This window comes from Acidobacteriota bacterium, assembly GCA_003225175.1.
In the GTDB taxonomy this organism is placed as follows: Bacteria; Acidobacteriota; Terriglobia; order Terriglobales; family Acidobacteriaceae; genus Gp1-AA112.
Genome location: QIBA01000057.1, coordinates 190,216 through 204,454, shown reverse-complemented (window position 1 = coordinate 204,454; position 14,239 = coordinate 190,216). Strand labels below are relative to the sequence as shown.

Below are 14,239 nucleotides of genomic sequence, written 5' to 3'. Positions count from 1 at the left end.
AACTTCATGTCCCAGTGAACACAATCACGATGGTTATGGCGGATACAGAACTATGTCCTTTCGATATGGGGACCTTCGGCAGCCGTACGACTCCCCAAATGGGAACGGAGTTGCGCAATATCTCCGCTGCCGCGCGGGAGATGCTGATCGACAAAGCCGCGGAACGCTTCGGAACTGACCGCTCCAAGCTTGTGGCTGCGGATGGCGCAATCCGAGAGTCGGCAGGTAACCGTTCCGTGCGCTATGGAGAACTTCTGCAAGGACAGCAGTTGGTGAAGCTTATCCCAGAGGATCCGCCGCTTGCCTCGCCTGAGCAGTGGAAGGTCGCGGGAACCTCAGTGCGCAAAATTGACGGCCGCGACTTCGTCACGGGCGGGCACAAGTACACGTCGGACCTGACGCGTCCCGGAATGCTCTACGGCAAAGTGCTGCGTCCTTCAGGTTTTCATGCGACGCTCGCCTCGCTCGATACTGCGGAAGCGCAGCGAACGCCAGATGTAACCGTCGTGCATGATGGAGACTTTGTGGGCGTAGTGGCACGCGATTCCACAACCGCGGCCCGCGCTCTCAGCACAATTAAGGCGCAATGGAATACCTCACAGCAGATTTCAGAAACGGGACTCTATGAGTTCTTGCGTGGAAAGAGTTCCCCCGCTCCTGCTCCATCGCAGGGCCAAGAAGGCGGAGGCCGCTCTAACTTGCATGAGACTGGTTCTGTCGAAAGCGGTATGGCGTCGTCGGACAAGAAAATTGAGAGCACATACACCGTGGCTTACATCCAGCATGCGCCACTGGAACCTCGCGCAGCGGTCGCCGAATGGAACGGTGACAAGTTGACGGTGTGGACCGGCACACAGCGTCCCTTCGCAGTTCGCGACGAACTCGCGCAGGCCTTTCATATTCCCGAAAAGAATGTGCGCGTGACTGTTCCCGATACGGGATCCGGCTATGGTGGAAAGCACACGGGAGAGTGCGCGGTAGAAGCGGCGCGGCTGGCAAAAGCCGCGGGCAAGCCCGTGAAGTTGCAGTGGACGCGCGAGGAGGAGTTCACCTGGGCATATTTTCGTCCAGCGGGAGTGATCGACGTGCACGCAGGTGCGCGAAACGACGGAACGCTAGTCGCCTGGGAGTTCCACAACTACAACTCCGGCCCCGCTGCTATCAATACTCAATACAACGCTGCAAATCAGCGGATTCAGTTTCATCCCGCGTCGGCGCCGCCTTTGCGTCAGGGGTCGTATCGCGGGCTGGCAGCCACGGCTAACCATTTCGCGCGCGAGAGCGCCATGGATGAGCTTGCTCATGCACTCGGCATGGACCCGCTGGAGTTTCGATTAAAGAACATTACCGATCCTCGTTTGCGCGCCGTCTTTGAAACCGCAGCGAAGCGCTTCGCTTGGGGACAGCGGAAATCGTCTGCATCACGCGGTTTCGGTATCGCCGGTGGCTTTGAGAAAGGCGGGTACGTCGCGACGTGTGCTGACGTAGCCATTGAACTGGACGGCAATCCGCGCATCGCTCGCGTCGTCGAGGTGTGGGACTGCGGTCCGGTGGTGAACCCTAACGGTCTCCAAAATCAGATTGAGGGCGCGATCGTTCAAGGTCTCGGCGGAGCACTGTTTGAGGATGTGCACTTCGCGAATGGACGTGTGCTCAATCCGCACTTCTCTTCCTATCGCGTGCCCCGCTTCCGCGATCTTCCACAGATTGAGGTGCAGATCATCAACCGAAAAGACGTTCCCCCCTTCGGCGCGGGTGAGACGCCAATCGTCGGACTAGCTCCCGCGGTCGCGAATGCAATCTTCAACGCTACTGGCAAGCGCCTGCGTGGCATGCCGCTGGTTCCAAACGGCATGCCAGGCCAAAAGGCTGCGGGCTAATACTGGCGGAAATACGCCCGAATTTTTTAGGGAAGAGCACGGATTTATCCGTGCGGTCATTGCGATCCCATTATGGTTCGGCTTTAGCCGCTGAGATAAATCTCTTGTCGAGCAGCAGCCATCTCTGCCGCTAAAGCGCAACATCAGACATCACTTCTAATCGCAGTCGTTCAGCGCATGGCTCGCAGTCGCGATTCGGCAGTGTTTCCTCGTGCTCCCACGGTCACATTGTAATGATCGTGCAGGAAGTTAGTTGCTTCTTCTCTTCCTTGCGAACCGTCCGAGTTCACCGCGTTCATGTAAAGAGCGTATTCTTCCGCGGCGCCGTCGAGGTCACCCGTTTGCGCGCGTCGTCGAGCTTCTGCGAGTATCTTTCCCGGAAGCAGCAAAACCTTCTCGCGAACTGACTTAATCAGTGCGTCGCGGGCCTGGATTTCCAGATCTGTGAGGAATTGCGCTTGATCGGGTTCCGTGCTCTGCTTCCTGACGCCTTCCGTGTCTTCAGGCTTGACATTCTCGAGGACCACCACTACCTGATGATCATCTTTTTTGATGGAAACGGGAGTTTCAATCGCATTCCCGGATTGGTCCTTGATTCGGAACGTCATTTCGATTACTGCCGTTAGATCGATGTTTTTCTTCATGTAGTTATAAGGCTCGATTACGTTTTCCGGCCGGGTTTGTTCTATGGTCTCGAGTGTATGGCGTGCCTCGGCTGCGTGCTTCTGCGCTGCCGCCACGGAATCATTGACAGCTAGAATTATTTCTTTCTTTTTGTGCTGCGACTGCGCGTCAGCCGCCGCACGCTGTGCGGCGCTTAGCTGCTGCTGGGCGGCATCATAGTCTTGATTTGCCTGCAGCCATGCCGGGTTTTTCACCTCGTGTGTGCCGGCTCGATATTTCGATTGGAGCGTCTCGAGGTTGGTGTTCTTCAGCACGCGATGCTCAAGAATCTCCGCAACCACCGCAAAGTTTGGCTGTACCGGGTCGGACTCGTTGAACTGACGAAGCGCTTTGATTGGGAGCCCAGAAGACTCCAGGCTGTTGGCAATTGCGTCGCGCAGCTGGTCAGCAAAGCCGAGATTATCGCGGCGGGAGCTTTGGTCACGAAGCACAACGCCTACCGACAGCCTGGATCGCAGCTGATAAGCAGACGCATAGCGTGCCATTGCCTCGCGAACAACTCCCATATTGGGCTTATATCGCTCGGCTTCTCCTAAATACAGCCAGCCGAGGCCCACTCCTGACCCCATCGGCTTGCCCAGGTATTTCTGCGCCTGCTCAACGTAGTACGCGCTGATCTTATCCGAGAGCAGATCGCGTTTGAGCTTCATCGCAGGATCTCCGCTGAGGCTGGTGGCACGTTCGAGGAGATCATAGGCTTGTCGAACAGCATCTTCGTCGGCACGTCCCCGAATGGGAACATGAATTTCCTGAAGTTTTTGTGCCCGCTTGAACGCTGCGGTTACGTAATTTCTCTGCAGTGCAACCAGCTGATCGGTGACGTAAGGTTGCTGCGCGTCGGGTAGGTTCGCCAGGATTTCATAAGCTTCAACATATTCGCCCTTCTCCGCATAGTTCCGGCTCTGGACGACCGCGCCCTGTGCCGCTCGCTTGTTGCTGGCGGCGTTCGCCTGCAGTTCAGCGTTCTTCAGAGCGGCGGCGGCTTCTTTGCTATCGCCGCGGACATCCAGCGCTTTGCGAAATTCTGAGGACGCTTGATCCCATGCCTGAGTCTTGCCGTATTCCTGGCCGCGCACAAAATGCACGGTGTACACGGCTGACATAACGGCGTCGATTCGCGGCAGCTCCGAGGCAAATGACCGATACGGGCCAAGAGCAGCCATCGCTTCGTCATATCGTTTTGCAGGCAGCAGTGCTTCCGCGCTCTGGACAGCTGAGGCTAATTTGCGCTGTTCGCCGACGATTTCGGCATGCAAATTCGACGCAGAAGCGTATTGGGAATTTATCTCGAGTACCTGTTCGGTGTGCTGCTTCGCTGAGGCAAGCTGCGCATAACCGGCGGTGTGCTCTGTAAGAGCTTTACGAAAATTTTGCAGACCGTTGCGATCGGATTCCAGCAACGAATCCAGTTCCTTATTGATCTGCTCCTTCACCCTGCGCGCCGGAGCATAGCCAATGACGCTCTTTTCGGCTTCGTCTGCCTGCTGCTGGGCTTGTTTCAGACGTGTGAGATCCCCGTGCGTTGCCGATCTGCGGTATTCCGCAAATACCAACGCTGCCGACTCCTCGTAGATTGCTGCCATCGCGTTTTTGGCGTCAGCCGCGCGCGTTGAAGATCCGTAGCGCATCACAAACGCCTGCCACGCCGAAATGGAATGCGCTCGATCGGCCGATAGATAAGCGGCGAGTTCATCATCGGGAGCGGCGACGAATACCAGGCGCACTCCGGGTTTGAAGACTGGAAGTCCTAATCCCTGAGTTGAGGACGAAACGACAAGCCCTTGCAACACCGCCTGATCAGCGGCTTCTGCGGGAGTGAGCTCAGACTTCTTGTCAAATTTCAGGCTGGCCGGAACTACGCAAAGAGGTTTGGAATTGACGGTCAGCTTAAACACGCCGTCGGCGCCGCGCTCAAGTGAGCTTGCTCCGGCAAGCTGCGTCTTAAATAACAAATCGTAATTCCGCTTTTCGATCTTGGTGACACCATCGCATAAGCGCAGCTCGGTCTTGCCGTTCACAGTGACGCCGCTGATCTGCACGTAGGCAGGCCCATCAGAACCGTCAAACAAAGCAATCGCCGTCATCCGGGTATTTGCTGCCTGCGCTGATGCAGCAAAACAACAGAGCGCAATAACGGCAAAGAAGCGCAACAATCGACTTGGCAGGCGCGGTGCTGTCAGCACACGTCCGCCTGCCTGGTTTGGGCTGTATTTTTGCGAAATCATTCCGGAGTAAGCGCCTTCTGGGGAGAATTCTGACGGTAGCATAGGGCCACATCCGCCCGGTGTCGAAGAACTAAAGAATCAGGCACTTAGGTAATCAAGGAGATATCGTGATTCCTCGTTATTCTTACCCGTGGGAGAAGCACGCAGGCGCCATCCCCCAGCGCTCGGCACCCATATTCCAGTCGCAATGAACTCGTTGGAGCACACACCCAATTCGCGCGAGAAGCAGGAGAGCGCCCAGACCGACGAGCGTCTCATTCCTGCAGCGACGCTCTCCGTTCGCCTGTGGGAGTACCCAGGACCGCAACAGAAATTGCGCGATCTCGACTGCGCCGCGGACGAATCCTTAGCGGAACTGATTCGCCATGTGGTCGCCGAAGGACAAGGAAGAGTTTCTGAAGTGCGCGGGAGCACTCTTGCTGCCCGATTTGGGAATTTGTTTAACGCCCTATCCGCAGCAAAGACCCTGCAGGTAAAGCTGCTCACATTCCATCGAAATCCAGCAGCCAGCGGCAGCCAGATCGTCGCCGCTGTAATGATCCGCAGTTACAGTGAGCAAGCTGCCTCTTCCAGCAATGCAGCGCCAGCGGCCACCCTGCTCGCGGAGGCAAACTCAGCTCAGATTCTGGTGAGCGAGAAGATTTACGAGACAGCCAGAAACATCCCCGGATTTCAATTTGGGCCCAAGGAATTTCGTGCTGCTGCGCCGGGATCTGAAGCGCTTTATGAGCTGCTGTGGACCGATGAATCAACCTATTCGCATGTGCGCAAGGCTGGTCAAACTGGAGCCACCAGCACTGCGACTTCGAACCGGTACATGCTTCAGTCGGAACTCGGCCGCGGCGCAATGGGCATTGTTTATAAGGCTCACGATAACGTGATCGGCCGCACCGTCGCGCTCAAAACTATCTCCATCCAGCGCAATTTCGGCGATGGCGTCGAGCTGGTTGATCGGCTCAAGATGGAGGCCAAGGCCGCCGGTGGACTCGACCATCCCAACATCATCACGATTTACGATATCGGGCAACAAGACGGCTTCGTGTACCTCAGTATGCAGTTCGTTGAGGGCAAAACGCTAGGCAGCCTGCTCGATGCCGGCAAACTCCCTCTACTTCCAACGCTGTTGTCTTATGCCGACCAGATGTGCAGCGCAGTTGGATTCGCGCACCAGCACGGTGTAATCCATCGCGACCTTAAGCCCGCGAACTTCATGGTCACCGCTGAGGGGATAGTAAAGGTTCTCGATTTCGGCATCGCGAAGTTTGGCGACACCAACATGACGATGACCGGGGTGGTCGTCGGAACCCCAACTTACATGGCGCCGGAACAGGCTAGCGGCAAGAAGTTAGATCAACGCTCCGATATCTTCTCGCTTGGTACAGTCTTCTACGAACTGTTCACGCGCGAGAAACCCTTCAAGGGCGAGATGCCGGCAGTTCTCTACAAACTGATTCACGAAGACGCTGTTCCCGCTTCGGTAATTAATCCGGCGCTGCCGAATGGCATTGACGCAATTATCCGCAAAGCTCTAGCCAAGAACCCGGCAGAACGTTATCAAACCTGCGAGGAAATGCGCGATGCCTTCCGCGAGCAAGCAGCGTTACTAAAGCCTGCCGCTGAGCATCCTGTCACCGCGGAGAAGATTGCAGACGGGGCGCCTGTTCAGCCGCGTCCACTCAGCTCAACTCGCATCAAGGCAGTCGAACCTCGGCGCCGTCCTGCGAACACCTTCGGATGGCTGACTGTGACTGCGCTTCTAATGCTGCTAGCGACCATCGGCTGGGCTCTGCGCGTAAAGTCGCGCACCGGAGCCTTCCCTACCGTTGCCGGAAGAACGATCACGATCACGCGAGTAGCGCCGAAACCATCTGCTAGCGAGCCCGCGGATGGCGCCTCGGCCACCGACAATCAGCCGAGCACGACATCTTCGGAAGCGCCGAGTTCCAATCCGGAACCCGAGAGTGCAAAGACTGCTGCGGAAAATTCTGCGGGGCAGGCGGACGCGCCAGCTGCTACTAAAAGCTCACCAGCTTCAGGCGAAACGACAGCCTCCGCACCTGTGCAAAACAGCGGTGCTACACACACAAGTTCAACTCAAGTCGCGACACCAGACACCAACGCTGCGCCTCCAAGTGCGGTCCAGCAGCCCGCTTCGACACCAGATCCTCCCAGAACCCAAGCGATGGCAACGAGTTCAGCTAGCTCAAACCCGCTTGTGAAATCGGAAGCTTCGGGTGAAGAGGACGCTCAGTCAGAACCCGCAAAGCCCGCCGACACTAACGCCGCTCGGAAGCGCTGGGCAAGAGCTGCAGAGCCCCAGGAGGTGGAGGGCTTCACGCGCAAAGACATTCCTGATCTCCTGCGCAAGGCAGACGCTGCAGCCGGAGCCGGCGATTATCCACTCGCGCGGTATGAGTACACCATCGTTTTGCGCCTGGATCATATGAACAGCACCGCTCGCAATGGGCTTGCTCGAGTACGCGCGGCGCGAGAAGAGCGGCTCGGACACTAAGGCATTCTTCACTCCTAGGCAAACTGGTTAGCGAGGGGCAGGGATTCTACCCGTGCCGAGAATCGAGCCATATTCTCTGCATTCAAGCCGGCTTCGGCCGCGGCCTTTGCGCGGCTAAGCCGCCAATGTCACAAAGGAACGATATTTTGCCACTCACCGCACGGGCAGAATCCGTGCCCCTCCTGAAGCAAATAATGCGACTGAGCGGCAGAAAACGACGGCATTAATGAATCGGACGGTCTGGAGGCGGCTGAAACGCCATGTACCTCTCTTGCACTCGATCGGAGTACTGCCGCAGCAATTCCTCGACCCGCTCATGGTGAGAAGAGCGGACGATCATACCCACGTGCCAGGCCTTTCGCATGCGCCACACAATTTCGGGATCTTTGAACTCTTCGGTACTCGGCCATTCTTCCTTGGCTAACGAGATTAGCAGTCCTGCGGCGTCTCGCTTCGTCGGCGGAGCAGCATAGCTTCCTTCTTCTCCTGCAAGCTCTACCTTGGCCCACTCTCGCCATAAGTTCACGCCGGTCGCTGCCTCAATCAGCTCGGCAATGTTCGCTCCGCCTACGCGAGCCGCTGTTTCAAGGAAGTACGTGGTTCCGTCCCGAGCCACGATGAATTCACTATGTGAGACGCCCCGCACCAACCCAAACGCCTGCAGCACCCTCCAATTCAGCTCGCAGAGTTCTTTCGTTCTTGAATCGTCCGAAGCCAAAGTTCGCGTTGTAAACACTCCTCCCTGGTGAGTGACATCCATCGGAGGCGCGCCGTACCTGCTTACATTGCAGAAGAGTAGCTTTTCGTGAAAGACGATGGTGTCGACATGATAGACCTGTCCCGGAAGATATCGTTCGAGAAGATAGAAAGAGCGCTCGTCACCTAAGGCTTCCAGCGATTTCCAAAGCTCATGCTCGCTCGCAATCTTCTTTAGACCGATGGCACCCGCCTGGGATCGCGGCTTCAGCATCCACGGAGACTGCACCCCGCGGGTAAATTCGTGTATTTCACCGTCGTTAAGCAGGCGCACGAAATCCGGAACCGGCAGTTTCGCAAACTTCGCTCGCGATCGCATTGCCAATTTGTCTCGAAAATAGCGTGTGGTGGTCTCGCCCATTCCGGGAATACGCATATGCTCGCGCAGAGCCGCCGCAGTCTCTAAATCAAAATCATCCAGAGGCACGATGCGATCGATCTTCCGATTCCGCGCCAAATGGCTCACTGCTAGGATCGTGTGCTGCGGGTTCCACTTCTTGTTCACATCCGCCATGTAGAAAATCTCGTCGATGCTCTCTGATGGCCAACTTGCGGTCTTCATCAAACTTTCGGATGTGAGCAACAACACGATCGCTCCCTGCCGCTTGGCTTCCCGGAGAAACTCGTGTCCTTTTTCGTAACTGGCAATGCAAAGGATTGTGAGTGGACCGAATGCAGTCATGAGGGGACGAATTCAGGCGCACGCAGTGTACCGGATTGCATGGAATTCGACGATAGTTGTAATACAAAGCCTCAGGTTGCAGCAGATTGCAATTACGTCACCAAAATGGGATTACTATCGGATTACCCAATAGCAGAATCCGATCTCTTCCCGAAAAAATCCAATCGTCCACAGATGTTTATTAGGAGAGCGTATGCGCTGGGTGTTTGGCCTCACTGCGCTGTGGAGCGTAGGCATGTGCCTGGCGGTGGCTCTGTGCCCGTGCGGCGCGAGCGAGCGACGTTCAGGAGCCAACGGCCGAACGGTAGAAGGGCGATTGGCGGTTGAGGAATCGCAAAGTCGGGCGTAGCTTTGTGGAGCCGACGTGCATTCGTCCCAACTTGTGCCATGCTTCCTGCGAATCTTCCCTAACTTGATGTAACGTCATTGCAGGCTGAGAATCGTACTCACATGCGACGGATCCTCGCATCAGTGTTCTTGTTGTGTTGGGCGTGTCTGATGTTTGTCCCCGCACTCGGAGCGCAATCAAGCTCAGGCACCGTTGCTCAAGCATCCGACTCACCGCCTGCCGGAATCCTCGTTGAGCTCTTCACATCTGAAGGATGCTCGAGTTGTCCCCCTGCCGACGAACTCCTCCGCACACTTGACGAACGTCGCAATGTTTTGAAAACCGAGATCGTCGTTCTCGGGGAGCACGTGGACTATTGGGACGGTACTGGATGGCGCGATCGTTTCTCATCCCGGGAATATACCGATCGCCAGGCAGAGTACGCTCGCCGTCTTGGTAGTCGGGAACCCTACACCCCCCAAATGGTCGTTGACGGGAAGCAGGAATTACTTGGCAATAACGGTCATTTGTTGCAAGCCGCTCTCGAAAAAGCAGCAACACAATCCAAAGCTTCTGTGCTGATTCGAGAGGCTGACGTCGACGGCAGCGAGCTTAAAGTGAAGCTTGAAGTAGGAGCCCTCCCGCCTGGCCACAAGCGCGGCGAGTTGTTCGTCGCAGTTGCAGATAATTCCGACGAAACTCCAGTAAAAGGAGGCGAAAACTCTGGCCGCGAGCTTCGACATGTAGCGGTTCTTCGGAGCCTGCAAAAGGTTGCGAAGGTCGGTCAGGAGGGCTTGCAGAAGGACTTTGAGATCCGTTTACCCAGGGACTTGGCGAAAGACAATTTGCGCGTGGTTGCATTCGTCCAGGAGCCGGGAAACGGAGGAGTAATTGGCGCTACAGTGAGGATACTGAACGAGATCGCTACTCGGTAATCGCAGCTACGTTGTTCGCGGCAGCAATCGCCGCCGATTCGTCGGGAATCTGCCCCCGTCCGCTGCCTTGCAATAAGCGATGGTGGATGCAATACAGCGCCAGCTCAAGGCGGTCAGAGACGCCAAGCTTGTCATACACCTTTCGCAGATAATTCTTAACCACCTGCTCAGTCGTACCAATCTCGCTGGCGATTTCCTTGTTTCGCATGCCTTGCGTGACGCAGGAGATGATGAGCAGCTCTTTATCAGAGAGCTTCGTTTTGGGACGCGGAGAGGTAAGCTGCGCGGCTTGCGCGCGGTAGGCTTCAATTACCCAATTGACGCTCTGATTGTCGATCCAGGTTTCCCCCCCAGCCACCTTGCGCACACACTTGACGAGCATTTCCGGGGCAATGCTTCTCGGCAGAAGTCCACGAACACCGCGCCGGAAATATTCCACCGTGGTGTCTTCATCGTTCTCCGGCGAAAGCACAATCACTTTCAGATTGGAAGCCCGTTTCAAAACTTCAGAAATCGCTTCTGGAGAGTTCGGAGAGATGGCTGCTTCGAACAGCAGAACGTCCGCGGGAAACTTTGCGGCCGCAGCGAGCACCTGGCCAAGATTTTCTGCCTGAGCGACGACGCGAATGTCATCCTCCAGAGCAAAGATCTTTTTGGTGCCAACGCGGTAGATGGCCTGCGTGTCCGCGAGAATCACACGAATCGAGGTGCCGAGTTGAGCTTCGACGGGAACTGACTCAGCTCCATTCGAAGCTATGTTGGGATCTCCCGGATTCGCTGGCGCAGATTTCGGTGATGGTTTAGAGGCGCCGCTGCTGCTCATGTTGGACAAACGGCTTACTGGGCACGATCGAAGTGGTATTCATCGATTACTGCTGCCACAGCCGTCCTATCGCCTTGTTTGGAGCAGCGTACCACACGTCCCGTGCATTTCACTATGACATCTGTTGCTGTGCCCAGTACGCTGGCTGGCATCGAAATAGTAAATTCGATGCTCGACCCTATGTCCATGGCGGCGTCCATGTAAAACAGCACACCTCCGGCGGAGATATCCTCCGTCTGGCCGCTGACGCCACTCTGCTCAGCGCGAACTTGGACAGGAAGCTTTAGCGGGAACCGAACTGAACTTCTTAACTCGTCCACGGGCTCTCCCTTAGCGTAGCTGTGGTTCACGTTATATCTCCTGCCTCCCGGCGGTTAAAGTTACCAAAGTCCAGACGGCTCAGCGCCAGATTCCTAAAGGGACATGCACCTTTGGCAGCTACGGAAAGTTACCTGGGCAAGTTCAAAACTTCGTTAATTCCGTGAAATTGAAGTTCTTCACCTTCATTGCGGGAACCACCATGTCGAATGATTCCTCACCGCTGGCTCGAACAGAATTGCTCAACATTTCAACGTTTTGCAGCAGATCAATCAAGCTTTGATTGAAGCGAAAATTCCGCACCCCTCCTTGCAGCTTTCCGTTCTGAATAAGGAAAGTACCGTCGCGCGTCATGCCGGTCAGAATCTTCTCGTAGGGATCGACCTCACGGATATACCAGAGACGTGTGACCAGGATTCCGCGCTCGGTCGAAGTAACCATTTCGTTAACAGACTTGGCTTTCCCATTTCCTCCCTCGACAACGATGTTCATTGGCGCATCTCCGATCTCGTTGGGGAGCGGAAACCCGTGCCCGGTAGGACCAATTTTGCCGAACTGGGATGCCAAGTCCGAGTTCTGCATCTTCCGCGCCGTGGCGCGTGAGTATACCAGGCTGCGAACAACGCCTTTGTCGACCAAAGTCACTCTCTGCCGGCCGACGCCCTCGCCATCGAAGGTCGCTCCCGATTGGAGCGGGTGATAGACGTCGTCATGAATCGTGACGTTCTCCCCGAACAAACGAGTGCCAATGCGATTGTTCAGGAAGGAACGCTGCTCCAGCAGGGCCGTTCCCCCGAAGTCGAAGAACATGAAGCCAAGCAGGTCGAGGACAGCGGCTGGTTCGAGAACGACCGTGTATTTCCCCGGCGGTAATTCTTTGGGATGGGCCGAATGTAAAGCCTTCTCCGCGGCAACTTCCGCCAGCCGCTTCGGCTGCAGGTCAGCTACATTTGGGGAGTTCGCCTTCTGCCAACCGGAAGAATCGTCAGCCAACATGGTGATCGAGACTTCAGAACTCGTCTGACGATGAATCTTCGTTAGTCCCTTCGAGTTCAGCAGAGCCTCCATGCTCTCGGAAGAGGAATAGATTCCCGCGGTCGTTTGTTTGTGCTGCTTGGCTACGTTAACGATCTGCTCCACAGCCGCAGCTCGATCTTCCGGCTCGATCGCGGCCGTGGCTCCGAAATGACGTTCAACTGATTTCTCATTGCCTGCCTCGGCAGCAGTTGCAAGCGGAAGCAAGTCGGGGTCAGATTGCTGTACGCGGGCAATCCGTTCGGCTGAGTGAACCGCTCTCTTCAAGCTTTCATCATCGAGACGATTTGTAGTGGCCCGTGCGGTTTTGCCATCGAGAGCAATACGAATCGAAATAACGTAGCCTTCTTCGGCCACGTTCTGGTGGATCGTGTTATTGGCGAAGCGTGTGAGCGCGCTGCGTCCACCAGCGATGATCGCTTCAACCTCACCTGCAAAAGAGAATTTTTGAATGCGCGAGAAGATGTCGTGAATGCGTTCTTGGGAGAGCATCTTGGGGTTGAAGAACAGAGTATCAAAAGCAACGGCTGACATCCTGAGCTTCGACGACACACGCGCCCGCAACCACCCTCTCTGTATACTGCGCTCATGTCGATGAAGCAGGTAGCGAACTGGGCGCTAGATACTGCGTCAAAGCGCGGGGCCTCGTATTGCGACGCACGCATTGTGAGCGATCGTCAACGAGCACTCGCGACGAAAAACGGAAAGATCGGTCACGCCGCCGATTCCGAGTCGCTCGGAATTGGCATCCGCGTACTCGTCAACAAGGCGTGGGGATTTGCTTCTACTGACGATCTATCACGCGAGTCTGTCGGGACCACCGCGGCGCGAGCTGTGGAAATCGCGCGCGCCTCGGCGCGCGTGCAGCAGCACCCGATTCAGCTTGCTCCTGAAAACTCCGTAGTCGCTGAATGGACTACTCCCTGCAAAATTGATCCCTTCACCACATCAGTCGAGCAAAACCTCGCCCTCCTCATGGACTGCGACAAGGAACTCCGCTCCGTGCAGGGAGTAACGCTGGCGGAGGCGCAGATGAGCCTGCGCCGCTACGAGCAATGGTTTTATTCGAGCGAAGGATCCGACATTCATCAGACGCGCTTCGTCACCGGCGTAGGCTACGACGCCTTCGCATTCGCCGGCACTGAAATTCAAAAGAGGTCATATCCGAACTCCTTCGGCGGCCAATATCAGAACAAAGGCTACGAATTGATCGACGAGCTGCGCCTGGTCGAGAACGCCAAACGCACCGGCGAAGAAGCGGTGGCGCTGCACCAGGCGGCGCAATGTCCCGAAGGAAAGTTCACCGTGATCCTCGGCTCCTCGCAGCTTGGCTTGCAGATCCACGAATCTGTTGGACATCCCATCGAGCTCGATCGCGTTCTCGGCATGGAGGCCAACTTTGCCGGGACGTCGTTCCTCACGATCGATAAGTTGCGCAACCTGCGCTACGGTAGCCCGATTGTGAATGTAGTAGCCGACGCAACCGAGCATCATGGTCCCGGATTGGGAACGTTCGCCTATGACGATGAAGGCGTACCCGCGCAATTGAACCCGATCATCCGAGCCGGGGAATTTACCGGATATCTTTCGTCTCGCGAAACCGCGCACAGCATCGGCGAGCAGCGCTCGAACGGAACCATGCGCGCGGAAGGTTGGAATCGCATTCCACTAATTCGTATGACCAATGTCAGCATCCTTCCCGGGGAAAAACCGTTCACCCTCGATCAACTGATCGCCGATACGGACGATGGCATTTACATGGAGACGAACCGCTCCTGGTCGATCGACGACAAGCGCTACAATTTCCAATTCGGCTGCGAGATCGGATGGGAGATCAAGAACGGCAAGCTAGGCCGTATGTTCAAGAATCCTTCGTATTCCGGCATCACCACCGAATTCTGGAACTCGATGGACGCCATCTGCTCCCGCGACGAATGGCGCCTCTGGGGCACTCCGAATTGTGGCAAGGGACAGCCGATGCAAACCATGGGCACCGGACACGGCGCGGCGCCTGCACGTTTTCGTAACATAGCTGTCGGCAGCGCCTATAGAGGCACGTGA

General features: G+C 56.2%; 9 protein-coding genes. 4 read left to right on the top strand and 5 right to left on the bottom strand.

Translation table 11 applies throughout. From position 1 onward, the window contains the following. A partial coding sequence (locus DMG62_17135) for an isoquinoline 1-oxidoreductase (GenBank protein PYY21886.1) occupies positions 1–1,880 on the top strand: 1,880 nt, incomplete at its 5' end. A gap of 170 nt (positions 1,881–2,050) precedes the next feature. On the opposite strand, the gene DMG62_17130 is transcribed toward DMG62_17135, so the two are convergent. After that, positions 2,051–4,789, bottom strand: a complete 2,739-nt coding sequence (locus DMG62_17130; GenBank protein ID PYY21872.1) for a hypothetical protein — start codon at positions 4,787–4,789, stop codon at positions 2,051–2,053. 130 nt (positions 4,790–4,919) lie between these two features. On the opposite strand from DMG62_17130, the gene DMG62_17125 reads away from it, so the two are divergent. After that, complete coding sequence (locus DMG62_17125; GenBank protein ID PYY21871.1) at positions 4,920–7,301, top strand: hypothetical protein; 2,382 nt, start codon at positions 4,920–4,922, stop codon at positions 7,299–7,301. Positions 7,302–7,524: 223 nt separating this feature from the next. Here the strand turns inward: DMG62_17125 and DMG62_17120 are convergent, their stop codons facing one another. Then, positions 7,525–8,739: an ATPase gene (locus DMG62_17120; protein PYY21870.1), complete on the bottom strand. Its 1,215-nt coding sequence runs from the start codon at positions 8,737–8,739 to the stop codon at positions 7,525–7,527. Positions 8,740–9,189: 450 nt separating this feature from the next. Between DMG62_17120 and DMG62_17115 the strand changes: the two genes are divergently transcribed. Further along, positions 9,190–10,002, top strand: coding sequence for a DUF1223 domain-containing protein (locus DMG62_17115; GenBank protein PYY21869.1), 813 nt, complete (start codon positions 9,190–9,192; stop codon positions 10,000–10,002). Here the strand turns inward: DMG62_17115 and DMG62_17110 are convergent. From DMG62_17110 to DMG62_17100, 3 genes are all read right to left on the bottom strand, one after another. After that, positions 9,992–10,825: a DNA-binding response regulator gene (locus tag DMG62_17110; GenBank protein PYY21868.1), complete on the bottom strand. Its 834-nt coding sequence runs from the start codon at positions 10,823–10,825 to the stop codon at positions 9,992–9,994. The two genes, DMG62_17115 and DMG62_17110, sit on opposite strands and share 11 nt — an antisense overlap. 14 nt (positions 10,826–10,839) lie before the next feature. After that, entirely contained in the window at positions 10,840–11,175 is a 336-nt protein-coding gene (locus DMG62_17105; protein ID PYY21867.1) for a PilZ domain-containing protein, read from the bottom strand. 112 nt (positions 11,176–11,287) lie between these two features. Further along, positions 11,288–12,712, bottom strand: a complete 1,425-nt coding sequence (locus DMG62_17100) for a hypothetical protein (GenBank protein PYY21866.1) — start codon at positions 12,710–12,712, stop codon at positions 11,288–11,290. Between the two features lie 60 nt (positions 12,713–12,772). On the opposite strand from DMG62_17100, the gene DMG62_17095 reads away from it, so the two are divergent. Beyond that, complete coding sequence (locus DMG62_17095) at positions 12,773–14,239, top strand: peptidase C69 (protein PYY21885.1); 1,467 nt, start codon at positions 12,773–12,775, stop codon at positions 14,237–14,239.

Excerpts from the sequence above, each read along its gene's own strand:
- DMG62_17130 (PYY21872.1), bottom strand. The coding sequence starts at position 4,789 with ATGATTTCGCAAAAATACAGCCCAAACCAGGCAGGCGGACGTGTGCTG.
- DMG62_17120 (PYY21870.1), bottom strand. The coding sequence starts at position 8,739 with ATGACTGCATTCGGTCCACTCACAATCCTTTGCATTGCCAGTTACGAA.
- DMG62_17115 (PYY21869.1), top strand. The coding sequence starts at position 9,190 with ATGCGACGGATCCTCGCATCAGTGTTCTTGTTGTGTTGGGCGTGTCTG.
- DMG62_17110 (PYY21868.1), bottom strand. The coding sequence starts at position 10,825 with ATGAGCAGCAGCGGCGCCTCTAAACCATCACCGAAATCTGCGCCAGCG.
- DMG62_17100 (PYY21866.1), bottom strand. The coding sequence starts at position 12,712 with ATGTCAGCCGTTGCTTTTGATACTCTGTTCTTCAACCCCAAGATGCTC.
- DMG62_17095 (PYY21885.1), top strand. The coding sequence starts at position 12,773 with ATGAAGCAGGTAGCGAACTGGGCGCTAGATACTGCGTCAAAGCGCGGG.